Source organism: Sedimenticola selenatireducens DSM 17993, assembly GCF_000428045.1.
Taxonomy (GTDB): Bacteria; Pseudomonadota; Gammaproteobacteria; order Chromatiales; family Chromatiaceae; genus Sedimenticola; species Sedimenticola selenatireducens.
Map to the genome: position 1 here is coordinate 67,121 of NZ_ATZE01000014.1, position 17,478 is coordinate 84,598.

The following is a 17,478-nucleotide window of genomic DNA, read 5'->3' on the forward strand; positions in this document are numbered from 1 at the left end:
AACGATGGAAGTTATTCTGTTAGAGAAAGTAGATAACCTGGGTGGTCTGGGTGATAAGGTCAACGTGAAGTCCGGTTACGGTCGCAACTTCCTGATTCCTACCGGAAAGGCCATAACTGCAACCAAGAGCAACGTGGCCGAGTTCGAGGCGCGTCGGGCGGAGCTGGAGAAGCAGGCGGCAGAAGCGCTGTCCGCTGCCGAGGCACGTAAGGCGAAGCTGGAAACTCTGACCATCACCATCGAACGTAAAGCGGGTGATGAAGGTCGCCTGTTTGGTTCAGTCGGCACTGCGGATATCGCGGAGGCGACGGTGGCAGCCGGCGGTGAACTGGAGAAACGGGAAGTTCGACTTCCGGATGGTCCGTTCCATGCGACTGGTGAATTCGACGTGCAGGTTCACCTGCACACCGATGTGGATGCCACGCTCAAGATCGTGATCAAGCCCGAAGTCGCCTGATCAGGCGTCAAGGGTGACAGAATAACGCCGGGACTGATGCTGTCGGTCCCGGCGTTTTTTTGTTCTGGGATGGCCGGGAGTGGCGTTGCCAGGCTTTTGTCCGTTGCCGGCTAAAAAAGTTGCTGAGGAATTCCAGCCAGCCACGTTTTGCCGTATCCTTTGGCTCTATATCGAAGCCAGACCATCAGAGACGCATGCAAAATTCCGTTTTTCCTTCCGACATGCCCGATGAGAGCGGCATGACCGACCAGTTGCGGATTCCGCCGCACTCGATTCAGGCGGAGCAGTCCGTACTGGGCGGCCTGATGCTGGATAATCAATCCTGGGACAACGTGGCTGACCGGGTTTCCGAAGGCGATTTCTATCGTCGTGAACATCAACTGATCTTCCGTGCTATCGAAGTGTTGGCCGACCAGCAGCGACCCTTTGATGTCATCACCCTCTCAGAAGAACTGGGTCGCCACGGCCACTTGGAGAATGCAGGTGGCCTTGCCTACCTTGGTGGCCTGGCCAAGGATACTCCCAGTGCCGCCAATATCCGCGCCTATGCCGATATTGTGCGTGAGCGTTCGGTGATGCGACAGTTGATCCATGTCGGTAACGAGATCGCCGACAGTGGGTTTCATCCAGAGGGGCGCGACAGTTCGGAATTGCTGGATGCCGCCGAAAGCAAGGTCTTTGAGATCGCCGAAAAGGGTGCCAAGGGCAAGGGGGGATTTGAGGGTATCAAGTCGCTGCTGACCAAGGCGGTGGACAAGATCGAAACCCTGTTCGCCCAGGATCAGCCGATCACCGGTCTGAGTACCGGCTTTGCCGATCTTGACAAGATGACATCCGGACTGCAACCGGCGGATCTGGTGATCGTGGCCGGTCGCCCATCCATGGGCAAGACCACCTTTGCCATGAATGTAGCGGAGAACGTCGCCTTGCTGAGCGGAAAACCGGTAGCCGTCTTCAGTATGGAGATGCCGGGCGAGTCGTTGGCGATGCGCATGATGTCCTCCCTGGGGCGCATTAACCAGACCCGGGTGCGCACCGGCAAGCTGGAAGATGATGAATGGCCCCGGCTCACCTCGGCTGTGAGCATGCTGGCCGAGACGAAGTTCTATATCGATGATACGCCGGCCCTCAGCCCGCTGGAGGTGCGCGCCCGTGCCCGACGTCTGATGCGTGAACATGGGGAGCTGGGTCTGATCATGCTGGATTATTTGCAGCTCATGCAGGTGCCCGGGATGGGGGATAACCGCACCAATGAGATCTCCACCATCTCCCGCTCGCTGAAGGCGCTCGCCAAGGAGTTGAATGTCCCGGTGATCGCACTTTCCCAGCTTAACCGGAGTCTGGAGCAGCGCACCAACAAGCGGCCCATTATGTCGGATCTGCGCGAGTCGGGCGCCATCGAGCAGGATGCGGACCTGGTCGTCTTCATCTACCGCGATGAGGTCTATCATGAAGATAGTCCGGACAAAGGGATCGCGGAGATCATTATCGGTAAACAGCGAAACGGCCCCATCGGCAGTGTCCGGCTGACCTTTCTGGGCGAGTACACCAAGTTTGAGAACTACGCCCATGATGTCTATGGTGATTCCGGATACTGATGGGCCCCACTGCACGCATCGATCTCGCCGCGCTCGGGCATAATCTGCAAAAAGCCCGCGACTTTGTTCCGGGAAGCCGCATCTATGCAGTCATCAAGGCCAATGCCTACGGGCACGGAATGTTGCGGGTGGCGCCGTATCTGGTTGGCGCGGATGCCCTGGCGGTCGCCCGGGTCGAGGAGGCGGTAAAACTCCGCCAGGCCGGGGTAGATCGCCCGCTGTTGGTGCTGGAGGGGTTCTACGATGCCGCTGAACTGGAAGCGGCCGCACATTATCAGCTTGAGGTGGCGGTTCATCAGCAGGAGCAGATAGATATGCTGCGCCAGCGGCGCCTGACCCATCCGCTCGTCTGCTGGCTGAAAGTGGACAGCGGTATGCACCGCCTGGGATTCCAGCCGGCTGCGGTGGAGGCCGCCTGGCAGGCGCTTCAAAGTGATCCCTCTGTTGCCGCGGGGGTGCGTCTGATGACCCATCTCTCTTCGGCCGATGATCTCAATGACCCGGCCACCTCGACGCAGATTGCGACCTTCAGGCCTTTCGTAGAAAGGTTTCGCAGCCCGTGCTCCATCGCCAATTCGGCCGGTATTATCGGCTGGCCGACGGCAAAGTCCGACTGGGTCAGACCCGGCATCATGCTCTATGGCGCGTCCCCGATGCTTGGGCAGACCGGTGAGCAGATCGGTCTGAAGCCGGTGATGACGCTGCAGAGCCGGCTGATCGCGATCAACCATTTTGCCAAGGGAAGTCCCATCGGTTATAGCGGTAACTGGGTCTGCCCGGAAAATATGCCGGTCGGTGTGGTTGCCGCGGGCTATGGCGATGGCTATCCGCGGCATGCCCCATCCGGCACCCCGGTACTTCTCAATGGCAGTCGGGTGCCGCTGATCGGGCGGGTGTCGATGGATATGCTGACTATTGATCTGCGCAGCCAGCGGGCTGCCAGGCTTGGCGATCCGGTGACCCTCTGGGGTGAGGGACTGCCGGCGGAGGTGGTTGCCGATCAGGCCGGGACCATCGCCTATGAGCTGTTCTGTGGAGTGACCCAACGGGTGCTGTTTGAAGAGATCAATGGATAGGGGTAACGCATGGCGGGCGTGAGCGGCAAGAAAGCTGGGAAATCCATCTATATCTGCACTGACTGCGGCGGTCAGTTTCAGAAATGGGCCGGACAGTGCGCCGATTGTAAGGGCTGGAATACCCTGCAGGAGTCGATTGCTCCTGCCGCTTCCCCGGCTGGCTCGCGCTTTGCCGGCTACGCGGGCGACGCCAACCAGAATCAGATCCGCAATCTCGCTGATGTCTCACCGGAGCAACGCAGCGGTGAGCCCACCGGTCTGGCTGAACTGGATCGGGTCCTCGGTGGCGGACTTGTGGGTGGTTCGGTAGTCCTGATCGGGGGTGACCCGGGGATCGGGAAGTCGACTCTGCTGATCCAGACCATGGCCCAGTTGTCGGCCCGGCTCAAGACACTCTACATCAGTGGTGAAGAGTCTCCGGAACAGATCAGTTTAAGAGCCATGCGGCTTAGTTTGAACAGTGACGGATTACGGCTGCTGGCCGAGACCGGTGTCGAGCGAATTATTGCTCTGGCCCGGCAAGAAAGTCCGGCTGTCATGGTGGTGGATTCGATCCAGACTCTGTATACCGAGCAGCTGCAATCCGCCCCCGGATCCGTGGCCCAGGTCAGGGAGTCGGCCGCCCAGTTGGTGCGATTTGCCAAACAGACCGGCACTACCGTGTTTCTGGTCGGCCATGTAACAAAGGAGGGAGCACTGGCCGGTCCCCGGGTGCTGGAGCATATGGTGGATACCGTGCTCTATTTCGAGGGCGAGTCAGGCAGCCAGTTTCGTCTCATCCGTACCATCAAGAACCGTTTTGGTGCGGTCAATGAGCTGGGTGTTTTTGCCATGACGGATCGGGGGCTGCGCGAGGTGAATAACCCTTCCGCCATCTTTCTATCCCGCCATGGAGAGGCGGTCCCGGGCAGTGTGATCCTGGTGACGCGGGAGGGCAGTCGGCCACTGCTGGTGGAAGTACAGGCCCTGGTGGACGAGAGTCCGCTCGCCAATCCGCGCCGTGTCACCCTGGGCCTGGAGCAGAACCGGCTATCCATGCTGTTGGCGGTGCTGCACCGGCATACCGGTATTGCCATGTTTGATCAGGATGTTTATGTCAACGTGGTTGGCGGAGTGAGGATTACCGAGACCGCCTCCGATCTGCCGCTGTTACTGTCCGTGCTCTCCAGTTTTCGGGACCGGGTGGTGCCTCGGGAACTGGTGGCTTTCGGTGAAGTGGGGCTGGCGGGTGAAATACGGCCTGTGCCGAATGGGCTGGAGCGGTTGCGGGAGGCCGCCAAGCACGGATTCAGTCGAGCTATCGTGCCCCGTGCCAACGCGCCAAAAAAGGCGATTGATGGGATAGAGGTGTCTGCTGTTGATCGGCTGTCGGACGTGTTGGATCTGTTCTAGGCGTCTGTCGGCCAATCCCGACGCGTTTAGCCAAGCGCGGACAGTTCACGCTCCAGCGACGCGGTATCACCCAGATTCAGTTCCACCAGTCGACGCAGGTGACTAATACTCTCCATGTCGATATGCACGCAGTGCATCCCTATCTGTGCGTTCTCAAGGTGGGCGATCTGCGCCTCCATGTCTATAAAGATATCGTCACCGAGCCGGATGTTGAGCAATACTGTGTCGCCGGATTTCCCGTTAAAGCCTGTCGCGGTTTCCAGTAGTGCGCCGTTCAGGGAGATATCGATCAGTTTACTGTGGAAATGTTTGTTGTTGTGGGAAACGGTCACCGGGGCATCGAACAGTATCCGGTGAAAATTACGACGCTCATCTTTATCTACGGTGGTCATGGCAATAATACCGGTCGCTGATTGCTGAAGGGGATGAACCTTGAGTCCATCACATAGCGGCAGATTGTTCAATCTCCTCATGAAACCGCATTCTGATATTACCCATTTGGATTTCGTTGCCTTCCCGCAGGCGAACACAGCTGTTGCCGATGGATTGGTTGTTCACCTTGGGCGGGACATCGCCTTCCAGATGCGAGATGTAGTAACCGTCATTCCGGTGCGCAATCACTGCGCACTCATCACCGGTCAATCCGAGTCGGGTGAGTCCCCGTTGCAATGGAATGATTTTTCCCAGGTGTCTGCCGCTCAGAATCTGAATGGTTCCGGTAGGTAGTGTGTTAATGCAGTGAAGTAGTTGATCAAAGGCGTTTTTTGACACGCCTGGTTGCCGCCCTGGCTGATTGATTGAATGCACATTGTCTTTGAGGAAGGTCGGATTCAGGCCAATGGCGTTTTCTGAAAAGAAAAGCTCATGTTTGCCAATCTGGATAATATCCCCATGAGAAAGCTGGGTTGCTGTGGTGATTGGATGATGATTGACCCAGACCTTGTGGTCGTCAATTGGGGAGATATGGCACTGTTCGTTGTTCAGCGTGATTAGTGCATGCCGCTCGGCGACCGCCAGGCTTTCAATATGAATCCCGGCATCCGCGGCTCGGCCGATGGTGGCGGTTGTTTCACTCAGATTGTGCAGTCCGATGAAACGCCCTTTAAAGCATAAGGTTAACTTGGGCATGGCAGTGATTATTGCTTTGATTGTCAGTTTTCAGAGAAAAAACATCACATTGGTGCTATGTTTAGCGGCCGGTGCGAAGCGGACTGAAGTTACTAATGTGAATTAAGTCACGATAATAGCATTGTGGGCGCAAAGGATACCGGGGCATTCGGTCTTGTTGCCGGACGGCCGTTAACCAAAGCGGGCCAGTAATCTGTTGCAATCCACTAGTGCGGCGAATCAGCGGGTGCCAGTTCTTCGTTATGTTTCCGCCGGGTATTTTTGCGGCTGGATTCGAACCATTCGGACCATATTGTCCTTGATCTGCAGAATCTCTACCGGATAGCCTGCCAGCAACAGGCTGGTACCGGGTTCAGGAATTGTCTCCATATATTCGATAATCAAGCCGCTGATGGTCCGGGGGCCGTCAACCGGTAGCTCCCAATGATAGGTACGCACCAGTTCTTTAATATTGGCGCTACCGGAAACCAGAAAGCTGCCATCCTCCTGCGGTTGAACCTCCTGCACGCTATCTGCCGGGTCGGTACTGAATTCACCAACGATCTCTTCCAGCAGATCAACCAGAGTGACCAGGCCCAGCAGGTCACCGTACTCATCCACGATCATACCAATGCGCTGCTTTTTTCGTTGAAAGTTGATTAGCTGCCGATTGAGCGGGGTGCCCTCCGGTATGAAGTAGGGTGGGTCGCAGATTTCCCGAATGACTGCATGGGTCAGCTCGCCGTGGGTAAGCGCATGCATCGCCTTTCTGACATGAATGGTGCCCACGATATCATCGATGCCGCCGTCAAATACGGGCAGGCGGGTATAGGCGCTGTTTTGTAACTGTTTGATGATCTCCTCTATTGGCTCTTCCAGATCGATACCGTCCACCTCGTTCCGGGGAATCATGATGTCTTCCACCGCCAGCTTCTCCAGGTCAAGAATACTGAGCAGCATTTTTTGATGGCGCTTTGGTATCATGGCGCCGGCTTCGATGACTACCGTCCTCAGCTCCTCCTTGCTGAGAAACTGATCATCCATATCATCCGGTGAAACATTAAGTAATCGAAGGATCATATTGGCGATGCTGTTGACCACCCAGACCAGCGGGTAGAGCAGCCGTAGCAGCGGGGTATAAACAAATGCCGCCGGAAACGCCAGTTGCTCCGGTTTCAGCGCGGCGAGGGTTTTTGGTGCCACTTCGGCAAAAATGAGAATCACCAGGGTTAGCAAAAAGGCCGCCACGGCTATCGCTGCCTCGCCGCCCAGACGCAGGGCGATTACCGTTGCCAGTGACGAGGCCATGATATTGACGAAGTTGTTCCCAAGCAGAATCAATCCGATCAGCCTGTCGGGGCGCTCCAGTAGTTTGCTTGCCCGGACGGCGCCGTGATGCCCGATCTTGGAGAGATGGCGCAGGCGGTATCGGTTAAGTGTCATGAGGGCTGTTTCTGATCCGGAAAAGAACGCCGATAACAGAATCAGAAAAATGAGTATGCCGAACAGCATACCGGTTGAGATGTCGCTCAAAGGACGCGCCTTCTGTAGTATAAAGTGAGTGTCATTTCTAAGCTGCCTGTTTTGTGATGTCAAGCCAGGTTGCTCTGAGTGTTGTGTGATCGGACATCGTATCAGCTGTCGCTATGGATATGCTTGGTGGAGGGGATATGCCAAATCAGCAGGATGATCAGAATTCCAGGGGAGTATCATTCAGCGGAACTATGCCGGTTCAATGGGAAGAGCGAACGCTGGACGGGCCATTAAGCCGACTGGAGACAGATGAGAAAAACGCACGCCTGCTGAAGGCCATGCTGGTCTCACAGGATCTGCAGTATGAATATGGTGACGAATCCGGAGATCGGGGAGTGGCCGATCTTGCCCGGGTTGAGGCCAAGCTCGATCTGTTGCTTGATATGGTTTCACAATTGTTGCGGAGTGAACAACAGGACGCGATACAAACGACGGTGGTTCTCTGGCTGACCGGAGCTTCATGGGTCAGCTCGGACGATCATTTGCCCTCGGTGGGCGAGCGGCTCTGGCTGGCTCTATACATTGATTCGCGCCTGGCTCAGCCACTCAGGCTACCGGTTCTGGTAACGGATATCACAAGCCATGGTGGGACGTCACAGATCACTGTCGCGTTTGAATCACTTGATGAGCCGGTCGAAGACCTTCTGGGGAAGCTGATTTTTCGCCAGCATCGTCGCATGATCGCTCAGCAAAAGGCAGAAAAAAGATCCGGACCGGACTGAAGGAATATTATTAATATATTCAGTAAATACAACAAGTAATAGCAATTATCTTAAATAAAAATTAAAATGTAATGCTAGCTATCTGTGCTAGCATCAATATTTATCAGGTATTTTCATGCAGTGTCAGCAGATTGATAAGCGACAATATTTTGACAATTCACTCGTAAGCTGGTTAACTCCTTGCCTCATGTGGTTTTTATCAGAACAGAGCAGTTTTATCGAGGGCCAGGGATATGGGCAATGAAAGGTAAACTGTTAGAGGCCTTTGAAATGTTGCATAACGGTTGCTTGTTGCTAGTGGATTGTGATCAGGAACGAATAGATTATCTTCGTACCATATTCCATTTTATCGACTATGAGCTGGAGACTGTAAGTGATTGGGCCTCGCTGAAGCAGCGGCTTACCGAGCGGGACAAGGATAAGTGCACTTCTGTGTTGATTGGCCCTGATTTTTCTTCGGATGAAAGGAAGCAGTTGATCGGTGTGATCAGGGAAGAAACGACCGATATTGCACTACTCCAGCTTTTGAGAAAAGATCAAACAACCGCCAACGTGCACGTGGAGTCCCCCTGCATAGGTGCTGTTTCCATCCCCAGCCAGTATGAGGAGCTGATCGGCCTGTTGTACAAGGCACAACTGTTCCAGGAGAATTGCCAAAACAAAAGCAGCGGACAACGGCCGTTGGAGCTTTTCCGAAGCCTGTCCGGCAACAGTCGGGCGACCAAGCAGATCAACAAAATGATCGAACAAGTGGCCGATACCGAGGCCACGGTACTGATATTGGGTGAATCGGGGACCGGCAAAGAGGTGGTCGCGCGAAAGCTCCACTACAACTCATCGCGGCGTGGAAAGCCCTTCGTGCCGGTGAATTGCGGTGCTATACCGGCCGACCTGCTGGAGAGTGAGCTGTTTGGACATGAAAAGGGTGCCTTTACCGGCGCCATCAGTGCCAGGCAGGGTCGGTTTGAAATGGCCGATGGTGGCACCCTGTTTCTGGATGAAATCGGCGATATGAGTATGCCGATGCAGGTCAAGCTGTTGCGGGTTCTGCAGGAGCGTTCTTTTGAACGTGTCGGCAGCAACAAAACCATACAGTGCAACGTCAGGATCATTGCAGCTACCCACCGGAATCTTGAAGAGGCGATCAAGGAAAATCGCTTCCGCGAGGACCTCTATTACAGGCTGAATGTATTTCCAATAGAAATGCCGCCTTTACGGGAGCGGCGCGATGATATCCCGGTACTGGTCAATGATCTGATTGCGCGAATTGAAAAAGAGAAGCGTGGATCAGTGCGGTTGACTCCGGCCGCGGTCATGGCGCTGACCCAATTTAAGTGGCCGGGAAATGTCCGGGAACTGGCGAATCTTATTGAGCGGCTGGCCATCCTTTATCCCTACGGAATTGTTGATGTCAAGGATCTTCCGGAGAAGTTCCGGGTCGGTATGACAATCAGCGAATCCACCGGTGACCTTCCCGAGGTGACTGTGTTGGGAGAAGAGTCTGGTGTGGTTGAGAGTGTTCCACGACTCCCTAATGAGGGGATTGACCTTAAAACCCATCTCAGTAACCTGGAGCTGAATCTGATCCGTCAGGCGTTGGATGAGTCTGATGGTGTAGTTGCCCATGCCGCCAAGCGCCTCAATATGCGCAGAACAACTCTGGTCGAGAAGTTGCGCAAATTCGGTCTTCAGCGCACCCATGAAACGACAAATATTTGACTAGCTCGTTTACAATAAAGCTAAGGCATTGAAAAATAATAAATAAAAAAATTGGCATGTTATTTGTTATCTGATGATTAAGCGTGGGCTTTTACTCCGCAAGCGTCAAATAACGGTACATGCCAATGGCAATGCAAAATAGTGTGCGACGTGAACAACTCGAAGATGCCTTCCAGATTTTTAATCAGGTGTCGGGACAGCTGGTTGATTCTTATCATCAGTTGCAGCAACAAGTTGTCCGCCTTACCAGTGAACTTTCCGAAGCCCGCAGCGAACGCCTGTTGCAGCTGGCGGAAAAGGAGTCATTGGCCAACCGCCTGGTCCACCTGTTGGAAACCCTGCCTGCCGCCGTTGTCGTGTTGGATGGCGACGGTCTGGTCAAACAGATCAACTCTGCAGCGCGAGAGATATTCCCTGGCATCGAAGTCAATTGTGAGTGGCACCAGATACAACAGCGTCATTTTAAACCCGGTCAGGCGGAGGGTGAGCAGTTGCTCATATCCGGCCGACTGGTTTCGCTGACCCAGCGCTCCCTCGCCCCGGAGTCAGGAAGTATCCTGTTGCTTCTGGATGTCACGGAAGCGCGTCAGATGCAGGAGCGGATTTCCCGTAAACAACGGCTGAGTGTCATGGGTGAAATGGCGGCCCAACTGGCGCATCAGATCAGGACCCCACTTAGTTCGGCGTTGCTCTATACATCACACCTGTCACGCGATGACCTCTCTCGTCAGCAGCGCGAAAAATTTTCTACACGCTGTATTGAACGTCTGCACCACATGGAGAGTCAGGTGAACGACATGCTCAGCTTTGCGCGGGGAGGGCAGTTTGAGCTGACCCCACTCTCTGCCAATGAGCTGTTAATGGAACTGGTTCGGAATCTGGAGTTGCTCTGTCAGGAGCACGAAGCGGTTCTTGAATATCGAATTCAACTCGATGCGGATATCAGAATCAACGGAAACTCCGCAGCACTGTCGGGTGCCCTGTTGAATGTCGCACTGAATGCGCTACAGCAGAACGGTCGGATACATCTGAAGATTTATGCTGAAAGGCAGGCCGGGAATGTGCGGATCAGCATTAGCGATGACGGGGCCGGGATTAGTGTTGAAAACCAGCAGCGTATTTTTGATCCTTTTTTTACCACTCGACCTGATGGCACCGGACTTGGTCTTGCCGTTGTCCAATCGGTCGTTCTGAGCCACCAGGGCAAGCTCACAGTAGAGAGCACGCCTGGTGAAGGTAGCTGTTTTTATATTCTTTTGCCGCTGTCAATGGATCATTGCGGAGAGCCGATCACTGCTCCCGAATGTCATGAAGAGAGTGGCTGCAAAACCGCAGTAGGAGTCCTGCATGAGTGATGCAACTGTTTTAATTGTTGAGGATGATGCAACTCTGCGTGAAGCGTTGTGCGACACCCTGGAGTTATCAGGCTATGGCGTGGTTTCCGCAATTGACGGGGAAAGTGCGCTTAAGGTGCTGGGTTCACAATCTGTTGGTCTGGTCATCAGCGATGTACAGATGCTTCCCATGGATGGGCATCAGTTGCTTGCCAGGATCAAATCCCGTTTTCCGGCCATGCCGGTGCTGATGATGACCGCGTTCGGCAATATAGAAAAAGCGGTTGCAGCGATGCGAAATGGTGCCACGGATTACCTGGCCAAACCGTTTGAGCCGGCACTTCTGATCGAAAAGGTGAAGGCTTGTATTAAGCATATTCAGCCGGTAGACGAACAGGTGATCGCTGAAGATATCCGTACCCGTGAACTGTTGGGTCTCGCGGGGCGCGTGGCCAGGAGCAGCGCGACAGTCTCGATCGGTGGCGAAAGTGGAACCGGTAAGGAGGTGTTTGCCCGGTATATTCATCGCCAGTCCCAATGCAGTGAAGGGCCTTTTGTGGCGATCAACTGCGCTGCCATACCGGACAATATGCTTGAGGCGATGCTGTTCGGTTATGAAAAAGGGGCTTATACAGGGGCTTATAATTCGGCCCCTGGAAAATTTGAGCAGGCACAGGATGGTACGCTGCTGTTGGATGAAGTCTCTGAAATGAGTTTGCCTCTACAGGCAAAACTGTTACGGGTGTTACAGGAAAGGGAGGTTGAACGGCTGGGTGGCCGCAAGGTGATCCCCCTTAACGTCAGAATATTGGCGACCACCAATCGAAATCTGCGGGAAGAGGTGGCTGCCGGCCGTTTCCGTGAGGATCTGTTCTATCGTCTGAATGTGTTTCCCCTGCATCTGTCGCCGCTGCGGGACAGGCCGCGGGATATCCTGCCGCTGGCGCGTTTTCTGCTTCGACGGATTTGCCATTCGCAAAAGATAGTTGAACCGAGACTCTCACAGGAAGCGGAACAACGACTGTTGGGGCATAGCTGGCCGGGTAACGTCAGAGAGTTGGATAATGTGATGCAGCGCGCACTGATTCTCTGTGATGGCACTGAAATATCTCCCGATGCACTCTGCTTTGAAATGGATCTGGTCATGCCGCAACCCGTCCGTGAATCCAATGAGTCGGAGGCCAAAGGCTGTCTGAGCGATGACCTGCGGTCCATGGAGGAGCGCATGATCCTTGATGCGTTGCGTGAGGATCGTGGGAGTAGAAAAGAGGTTGCCGAGCGTCTCGGTATCAGTCAACGCACACTGCGTTACAAGATTGCGCGATTACGGGAGGCGGGTGTTGCCATTCCCCGGTGATATTGGTGCATTTTCTGCATGCACTTGAATTCAGTGACACGGTTTTGACGGAATAGAGATAATGACGACGACAAATATAGATCAAGTACTGGCCCAGATACGCACCATGTCCGCCCAGGCTGCGGCCACGCCCAAAGTGGCTGATGATCCTGCCGGGGCCAGCTTCGGGGATCTATTGACCCAGTCGATCAATCAGGTAAACGAAACCCAACAGCATGCCGGCGAGATGAAGCGAGCATTTGAGCTCGGTGCGGAAGATGTCAATCTGGCTGAGGTCATGGTAGCTGTCCAGAAGTCCAGTCTCTCTTTTGAAGCCATGCTTCAGGTCCGGAACAAGCTGGTGGACGCCTACAAAGAAGTCATGAATATGCCAATATAAATTTGTTTATAAACAGCGAATAATATACTTTTATTAAAGTAATTAATGAATAATTGCAAGTGGGTGATAAATCGTGGCCAATGATGAAAATGCCTTGACCCAAACATTCCCGACGGCCGGTTTGGGGCAAAACCCAATCGTGCGCCAATTGGGGGTGATGATCGGTATTGCAGCCAGTGTGGCCCTGGGAATAGCGGTGGTTCTCTGGTCCCAGACGCCGAGCTATAGCGTTCTCTACGCCAACATGGCGCCCAAGGATGCCACCGAGGTAATAGCTGCACTCGATCAGAATGGCATTCCGTACAAGATCAATGACTCTACCGGCGCCGTGATGGTTGCCAGCGGCAAGCTGCAAGAGGCGCGGATGAAACTTGCCGGACAGGGTTTGCCGCACAGTAACAGCATGGGCTATGAAATCCTCCAACAGGAGACCGGATTTGGCACCAGTCGTGCGTTGGAGGCAGCGCGCTTTCATCGGGCGCTGGAGGGCGAGCTGGCTCGCACCATCGCCACGCTGTCGAACATTGAGTCGGCGCGGGTACACCTGGCCACGCCGAAGCAGTCTGTTTTCGTGCGTAAAAAGAACGATCCGAGCGCCTCGGTTGTATTGAAACTCTACTCCGGCCGGGTTCTGGACAAGGGCCAGGTGGCAGCCATCGTACATCTTGTGGCATCAAGTGTGCCGGAGCTCGATGCGGGGCGGATAACCGTGGTCGATCATAAGGGGAATCTGCTTAGCGGAGAGATGGACTCACGCCAGATGATGCTCACATCCAGCCAGTTCGAGTACACCAGGGAGCTGGAGAAACACTACCGGCAGCGGGTGGAAGATATACTGGCGCCGATTCTGGGAGCCGACAGAGTGCGCGCGCAGGTGAGTGCGGATGTTGATTTTACGGTAACCGAGCAGACGTCGGAACGATTCAATCCCGACCTGCCGGCGCTGCGCAGTGAACAGGTCAATGAGCAGTCCAGTCAGCTTTCATCGGTACAGGGTGTACCGGGTGCATTGAGCAATCAGCCGCCGGCGGCCGGGACCGCTCCTGAAGTAGCAACGGCAAGCGCTGAAGGTGAGACGGCCGCTTCACCGCTGAATACCAGCAAGCGGGCAACCCGGAACTACGAACTGGACAAGACCATCAGCCACACCCGGCTTGCCAGCAATAATCTGCGTCGTCTCTCGGTGGCCGTAGTGGTGGATGATCTGGTGAACGTGGCCGACGACGGCGTGGTTACCCGGGTAGAGCGTACGCCTGAAGAGATCAGCCGCATTACCAGGCTGGTAAAGGAGGCGATCGGTTTTAATACCCAGCGGGGTGATAGTGTCGAGGTGATCAATTCAGCCTTTATGCTGCCCGCACCTATCGAACCGCTTCCGGAGCTGGCGATTTGGGAAGAACCCTGGGTCTGGGATGCGGCGAAACAGGCGGGAGGTGTCATACTGGTACTTATTCTGATCTTTTTCGTGTTGCGGCCCACCATGAAGAAATTGACGGCCCCTCCGGTTATTCAGCAGATATCCTCGGCCGAAGGCGCCGGTGATGATGCACAAGGCGGGGTCGGTTCGACCGGTTCACTGGATTCGCCGGATGGCGCCATGCGGCTGCCGGGTCCGGAGAAATATGAGAATACCCTGGATGCAGCACGTCAAATGGTCCAGGATGATCCCAAGCGCGTTGCGCAGGTAGTCAGGAGTTGGGTGGCGGAAGATGCCGGCAGATGAAAATAAGACATCGGGGGTAGAGCGTGCGGCTATCCTGATGCTCGCACTTGGCGAGAAGGATGCGGCCTCAATACTCTCCCACATGGGACCAAAAGAGGTTCAGGAGCTGGGGTTGGCCATGGCCAACATGAGCAATGTCAGCACCAGTAAGATGGAATCGGTAATGCACTCGTTTGTCGATACCCTGCGCAGCCAGACATCACTGGGCATGGATTCCGATGAGTACATCCGTAATGTACTGACCAATGCCCTGGGCAAGGATAAGGCGGGCGGCGTGATTGATCGCATCCTGCTGGGTAGGAACAGCAAGGGCCTGGAGCAGCTGAAATGGATGGACCCACGTTCGGTGGCGGAATTAATCCGTCTTGAACATCCTCAGATCATCGCTATCGTGCTGTCGTTTCTCGATTCCGACCAGGCCGCCGAGGTTCTGTCTGAATTCCCTGAACGTGTCAGGCCCGATATCGTTATGCGCATAGCAACGCTGGATGGCATCCAGCCGGCCGCGTTGCAGGAACTGGATGAAATACTGGAGAAACAGTTTTCCGGCGCCTCCAATGTCAAGTCCTCCAGCCTGGGTGGCATTAAAACCGCGGCCAATATTCTCAACCTGATCGAGGGCAGTATCGAAAGCAGTATCATGGAACACGTGGCCGGTGCCGATCCGGAAATCGCCCAGGAGATTCAGGACAACATGTTTGTGTTTGATAACCTGATCGATGTGGATGATCGCGGTATCCAGACCCTGATGCGCGAAGTCGCCTCCGATCAGCTGCTGTTGGCAATGCGTGGGGCGGACGAGGGGCTCAAGGAGAAGATATTCAAGAACATGTCGAAGCGTGCTGCCGAGATGCTGCGGGATGATCTCGAGGCCGCGCCTCCAGTGCGCCTGAGCGATGTGGAAGCGGCCCAGAAAGAGATCCTGACGGTTGCGCGCCGGTTGGCGGACGCCGGAGAGATCATGCTTGGAGGTGGCGGTGGAGAAGAATTCATCTAAAGTGCTTTCCGGTAGTGATGCGGGGGATGCACAGCAGTGGTTACCGCCCAGTATGGGGCAGAAAGAAGAGAAGAGTGTGGTCAAGATGCGCTCGTCCGGTTCCATGCTGACAGCCGAACAGCTGGAGCAGCTACAGAAGGAGGCCTACCAGGAGGGATTTGAGCTTGGAAAAAAAGAGGGCTTTGCTTTCGGCCATAAGGAGGCGCTGGAGAAGGGGCAGCAGAGGATTGGCCAGCTGATACAGCAGGTCGATGCCTTGATGCAGACGCTGGAAAATCCCCTGCAGGAGCTCGATGAACAGGTGGAGCGTGAGCTGGTGGACCTGGTGATCTCCATGGTTCGCCAACTGGTACGCCGTGAAATCAAGCTTGAGCCGAGTCATATCATCGGTATTGTCCGGGAATCCCTCTCCATACTGCCGGTTTCATCACGCAATATCCGGGTGCAGTTACACCCGGAAGATGCCCGGCTGGTGCGGGAAATCTATGATATGAGCGACCGGGAGCAGAGCTGGAAGATTGTTGAGGATCCGGTGCTGGCCCGGGGCGGCTGCCGGATTGTTACCGAAACCTCACAGATTGATGCCACGCTGGAGTCACGTATTGCCGCCATGATCGCCCGCATCATGGGGGGAGAGCGTGATGATGATGAGTCGCGGGCGGGTGGAAGAGAGCGATGAGTCTGCCGGAATCCAACCGTAACCGGATCTGGAAAGAGCGTCTGCACCACTGCCACCAGCGGGTGGGTGAAGACCGGGGGCTGGTGGTTGAGGGCAAGATTACCCGGATGATCGGGTTGACCCTGGAGGCGGTAGGCTGTCGGGCTGCCATCGGCGGTCAGTGTGATGTAATCAGCAGCAGTGGCGAACGCATTGAATCGGAAGTGGTGGGCTTTGCCGGCGAGAGCCTCTATCTGATGCCCACCGGTGATATCCGGGGGCTGGAGCAGGATGCACGGGTGGTGCCCACCGGCAGGGTCTGCGAGGCCGTGGTGGGTGATCATCTGCTGGGCCGGGTGCTGGATGGCGCGGGTAGGCCGCTGGATGGCAAGGGTCGTTTGCATGGGGTGGAACGGCGGCCGCTGACCGGTAAGGTGTTCAACCCCTTGTCCAGAACGCCCATTCGCAAGCCGCTAGATGTCGGGGTACGGGCTATCAATGCCTTGCTGAGCGTCGGTCGGGGGCAACGGCTGGGCCTGTTTGCCGGTTCCGGTGTGGGCAAGAGTGTGTTGCTGGGCATGATGACCAAGTATACCGATGCCGATATCACCGTGGTCGGCTTGATCGGTGAGCGCGGCCGGGAGGTGAAGGAATTCGTTGAGAATATCCTGGGCGAAGAGGGTATGGCCCGTGCCGTGGTAGTGGCGGTTCCGGCGGACAATACTCCGCTGCGGCGTATGCATGGCGCCATGCTGGCCACCAGTATCGCGGAACATTTTCGTGATCAGGGCAAGCATGTGCTGTTGTTGATGGACTCCCTTACCCGATTTGCCCAGGCGCAACGGGAAATTGCCCTGGCGATTAATGAACCGCCGGCAACCAAGGGTTATCCGCCCTCGGTGTTTGCCAAGTTGCCACAGCTGGTGGAGCGTGCCGGCAACGGAGACAAGGGGGGGGGGTCCATCACCGCCTTCTATACCGTATTGGCTGAAGGGGACGACCAGAACGATCCGATTGCTGATGCCGCCCGTGCCATCCTGGATGGGCACATCGTGCTGTCCAGAAGACTCGCCGAGAGCGGACACTATCCGGCGATAGATATCGAGGCCTCGATCAGTCGCGCCATGAATGATATTACCGACAAGGAGCATCAGGATGCGGCCCGGGCGTTCAAGCAACTCTATTCACTGTATCGACAGAACCAGGATTTGATCAACGTGGGCGCCTATGAACGGGGCAGCGATGAGCGGATCGATACTGCCATAGATGCAATACCGGAGTTGGAACGTTTTTTACGGCAGGATATGAACACCCCGTTTTCCCGTGAAAAGAGTCTGTCGGAGCTGATGGCACTCTTTTCTTGAGAAACATTCCAAATAATGCGACCTTAATAATGGGTCCGGTTAGTCCGGGCGGCTTGGTGGAG

16 protein-coding genes are annotated in these 17,478 nt (G+C 55.3%); 13 read left to right on the forward strand and 3 right to left on the reverse strand.

What is annotated here, in order from left to right; translation table 11 throughout:
* The first annotated feature begins 4 nt into the window (after positions 1–4).
* From rplI to radA, 4 genes are all read left to right on the forward strand, one after another.
* Positions 5–457, forward strand: a complete 453-nt coding sequence (rplI, locus tag A3GO_RS0112945; RefSeq protein ID WP_029133747.1) for a 50S ribosomal protein L9 — start codon at positions 5–7, stop codon at positions 455–457.
* Positions 458–696: 239 nt separating this feature from the next.
* Complete coding sequence (dnaB, locus tag A3GO_RS0112950; RefSeq protein WP_335340044.1) at positions 697–2,055, forward strand: replicative DNA helicase; 1,359 nt, start codon at positions 697–699, stop codon at positions 2,053–2,055.
* The gene (gene alr / locus A3GO_RS0112955; protein WP_029133749.1) at positions 2,055–3,131 is read left to right on the forward strand and encodes an alanine racemase; all 1,077 of its coding nucleotides are present in this window, start codon (positions 2,055–2,057) and stop codon (positions 3,129–3,131) included. The genes dnaB and alr overlap by 1 nt, the downstream gene beginning before the upstream one ends.
* Positions 3,132–3,140: 9 nt before the next feature.
* A complete protein-coding gene (gene radA, locus A3GO_RS0112960) occupies positions 3,141–4,523 on the forward strand; it encodes a DNA repair protein RadA (RefSeq protein WP_029133750.1) in 1,383 nt (460 codons plus the stop codon).
* Between the two features lie 26 nt (positions 4,524–4,549).
* Here radA and A3GO_RS0112965 read toward each other — a convergent pair whose 3' ends face one another.
* The 3 genes from A3GO_RS0112965 to A3GO_RS0112975 form a co-directional block, all read right to left on the reverse strand.
* Complete coding sequence (locus A3GO_RS0112965) at positions 4,550–4,996, reverse strand: PilZ domain-containing protein (RefSeq protein WP_084610068.1); 447 nt, start codon at positions 4,994–4,996, stop codon at positions 4,550–4,552.
* Entirely contained in the window at positions 4,965–5,651 is a 687-nt protein-coding gene (locus tag A3GO_RS0112970) for an FHA domain-containing protein (RefSeq protein ID WP_029133752.1), read from the reverse strand. Before A3GO_RS0112970 ends, A3GO_RS0112965 begins: the two co-directional genes overlap by 32 nt.
* A 240-nt stretch (positions 5,652–5,891) precedes the next feature.
* Positions 5,892–7,163 carry an HlyC/CorC family transporter gene (locus A3GO_RS0112975; RefSeq protein WP_029133753.1) on the reverse strand — a complete coding sequence of 424 codons (1,272 nt, stop codon included), beginning with the start codon at positions 7,161–7,163 and terminating at the stop codon, positions 5,892–5,894.
* 137 nt (positions 7,164–7,300) lie between these two features.
* Here A3GO_RS0112975 and A3GO_RS0112980 point away from each other — a divergent pair, with 137 nt between their 5' ends.
* From A3GO_RS0112980 to fliI, 9 genes are all read left to right on the forward strand, one after another.
* Complete coding sequence (locus A3GO_RS0112980) at positions 7,301–7,885, forward strand: PilZ domain-containing protein (RefSeq protein WP_169720406.1); 585 nt, start codon at positions 7,301–7,303, stop codon at positions 7,883–7,885.
* Between the two features lie 240 nt (positions 7,886–8,125).
* Complete coding sequence (locus A3GO_RS0112985) at positions 8,126–9,604, forward strand: sigma-54 interaction domain-containing protein (RefSeq protein ID WP_051302257.1); 1,479 nt, start codon at positions 8,126–8,128, stop codon at positions 9,602–9,604.
* 125 nt (positions 9,605–9,729) lie between these two features.
* A complete protein-coding gene (locus A3GO_RS23815; RefSeq protein ID WP_051302259.1) occupies positions 9,730–10,959 on the forward strand; it encodes a sensor histidine kinase in 1,230 nt (409 codons plus the stop codon).
* Positions 10,952–12,295 (forward strand): sigma-54-dependent transcriptional regulator, encoded by a 1,344-nt coding sequence (locus A3GO_RS0112995; protein WP_029133756.1) that lies wholly within the window; start codon positions 10,952–10,954, stop codon positions 12,293–12,295. The genes A3GO_RS23815 and A3GO_RS0112995 overlap by 8 nt, the downstream gene beginning before the upstream one ends.
* Positions 12,296–12,356: 61 nt before the next feature.
* Positions 12,357–12,674 carry a flagellar hook-basal body complex protein FliE gene (fliE, locus tag A3GO_RS0113000; protein WP_029133757.1) on the forward strand — a complete coding sequence of 106 codons (318 nt, stop codon included), beginning with the start codon at positions 12,357–12,359 and terminating at the stop codon, positions 12,672–12,674.
* 73 nt (positions 12,675–12,747) lie between these two features.
* The gene (gene fliF, locus A3GO_RS23820) at positions 12,748–14,397 is read left to right on the forward strand and encodes a flagellar basal-body MS-ring/collar protein FliF (RefSeq protein WP_245621735.1); all 1,650 of its coding nucleotides are present in this window, start codon (positions 12,748–12,750) and stop codon (positions 14,395–14,397) included.
* Positions 14,384–15,394 (forward strand): flagellar motor switch protein FliG, encoded by a 1,011-nt coding sequence (gene fliG / locus A3GO_RS0113010; RefSeq protein ID WP_029133758.1) that lies wholly within the window; start codon positions 14,384–14,386, stop codon positions 15,392–15,394. The genes fliF and fliG overlap by 14 nt, the downstream gene beginning before the upstream one ends.
* Complete coding sequence (locus A3GO_RS0113015; RefSeq protein WP_157606812.1) at positions 15,375–16,073, forward strand: flagellar assembly protein FliH; 699 nt, start codon at positions 15,375–15,377, stop codon at positions 16,071–16,073. Before fliG ends, A3GO_RS0113015 begins: the two co-directional genes overlap by 20 nt.
* The gene (gene fliI, locus A3GO_RS0113020; protein WP_029133760.1) at positions 16,070–17,416 is read left to right on the forward strand and encodes a flagellar protein export ATPase FliI; all 1,347 of its coding nucleotides are present in this window, start codon (positions 16,070–16,072) and stop codon (positions 17,414–17,416) included. The genes A3GO_RS0113015 and fliI overlap by 4 nt, the downstream gene beginning before the upstream one ends.
* Positions 17,417–17,478: the final 62 nt, after the last annotated feature.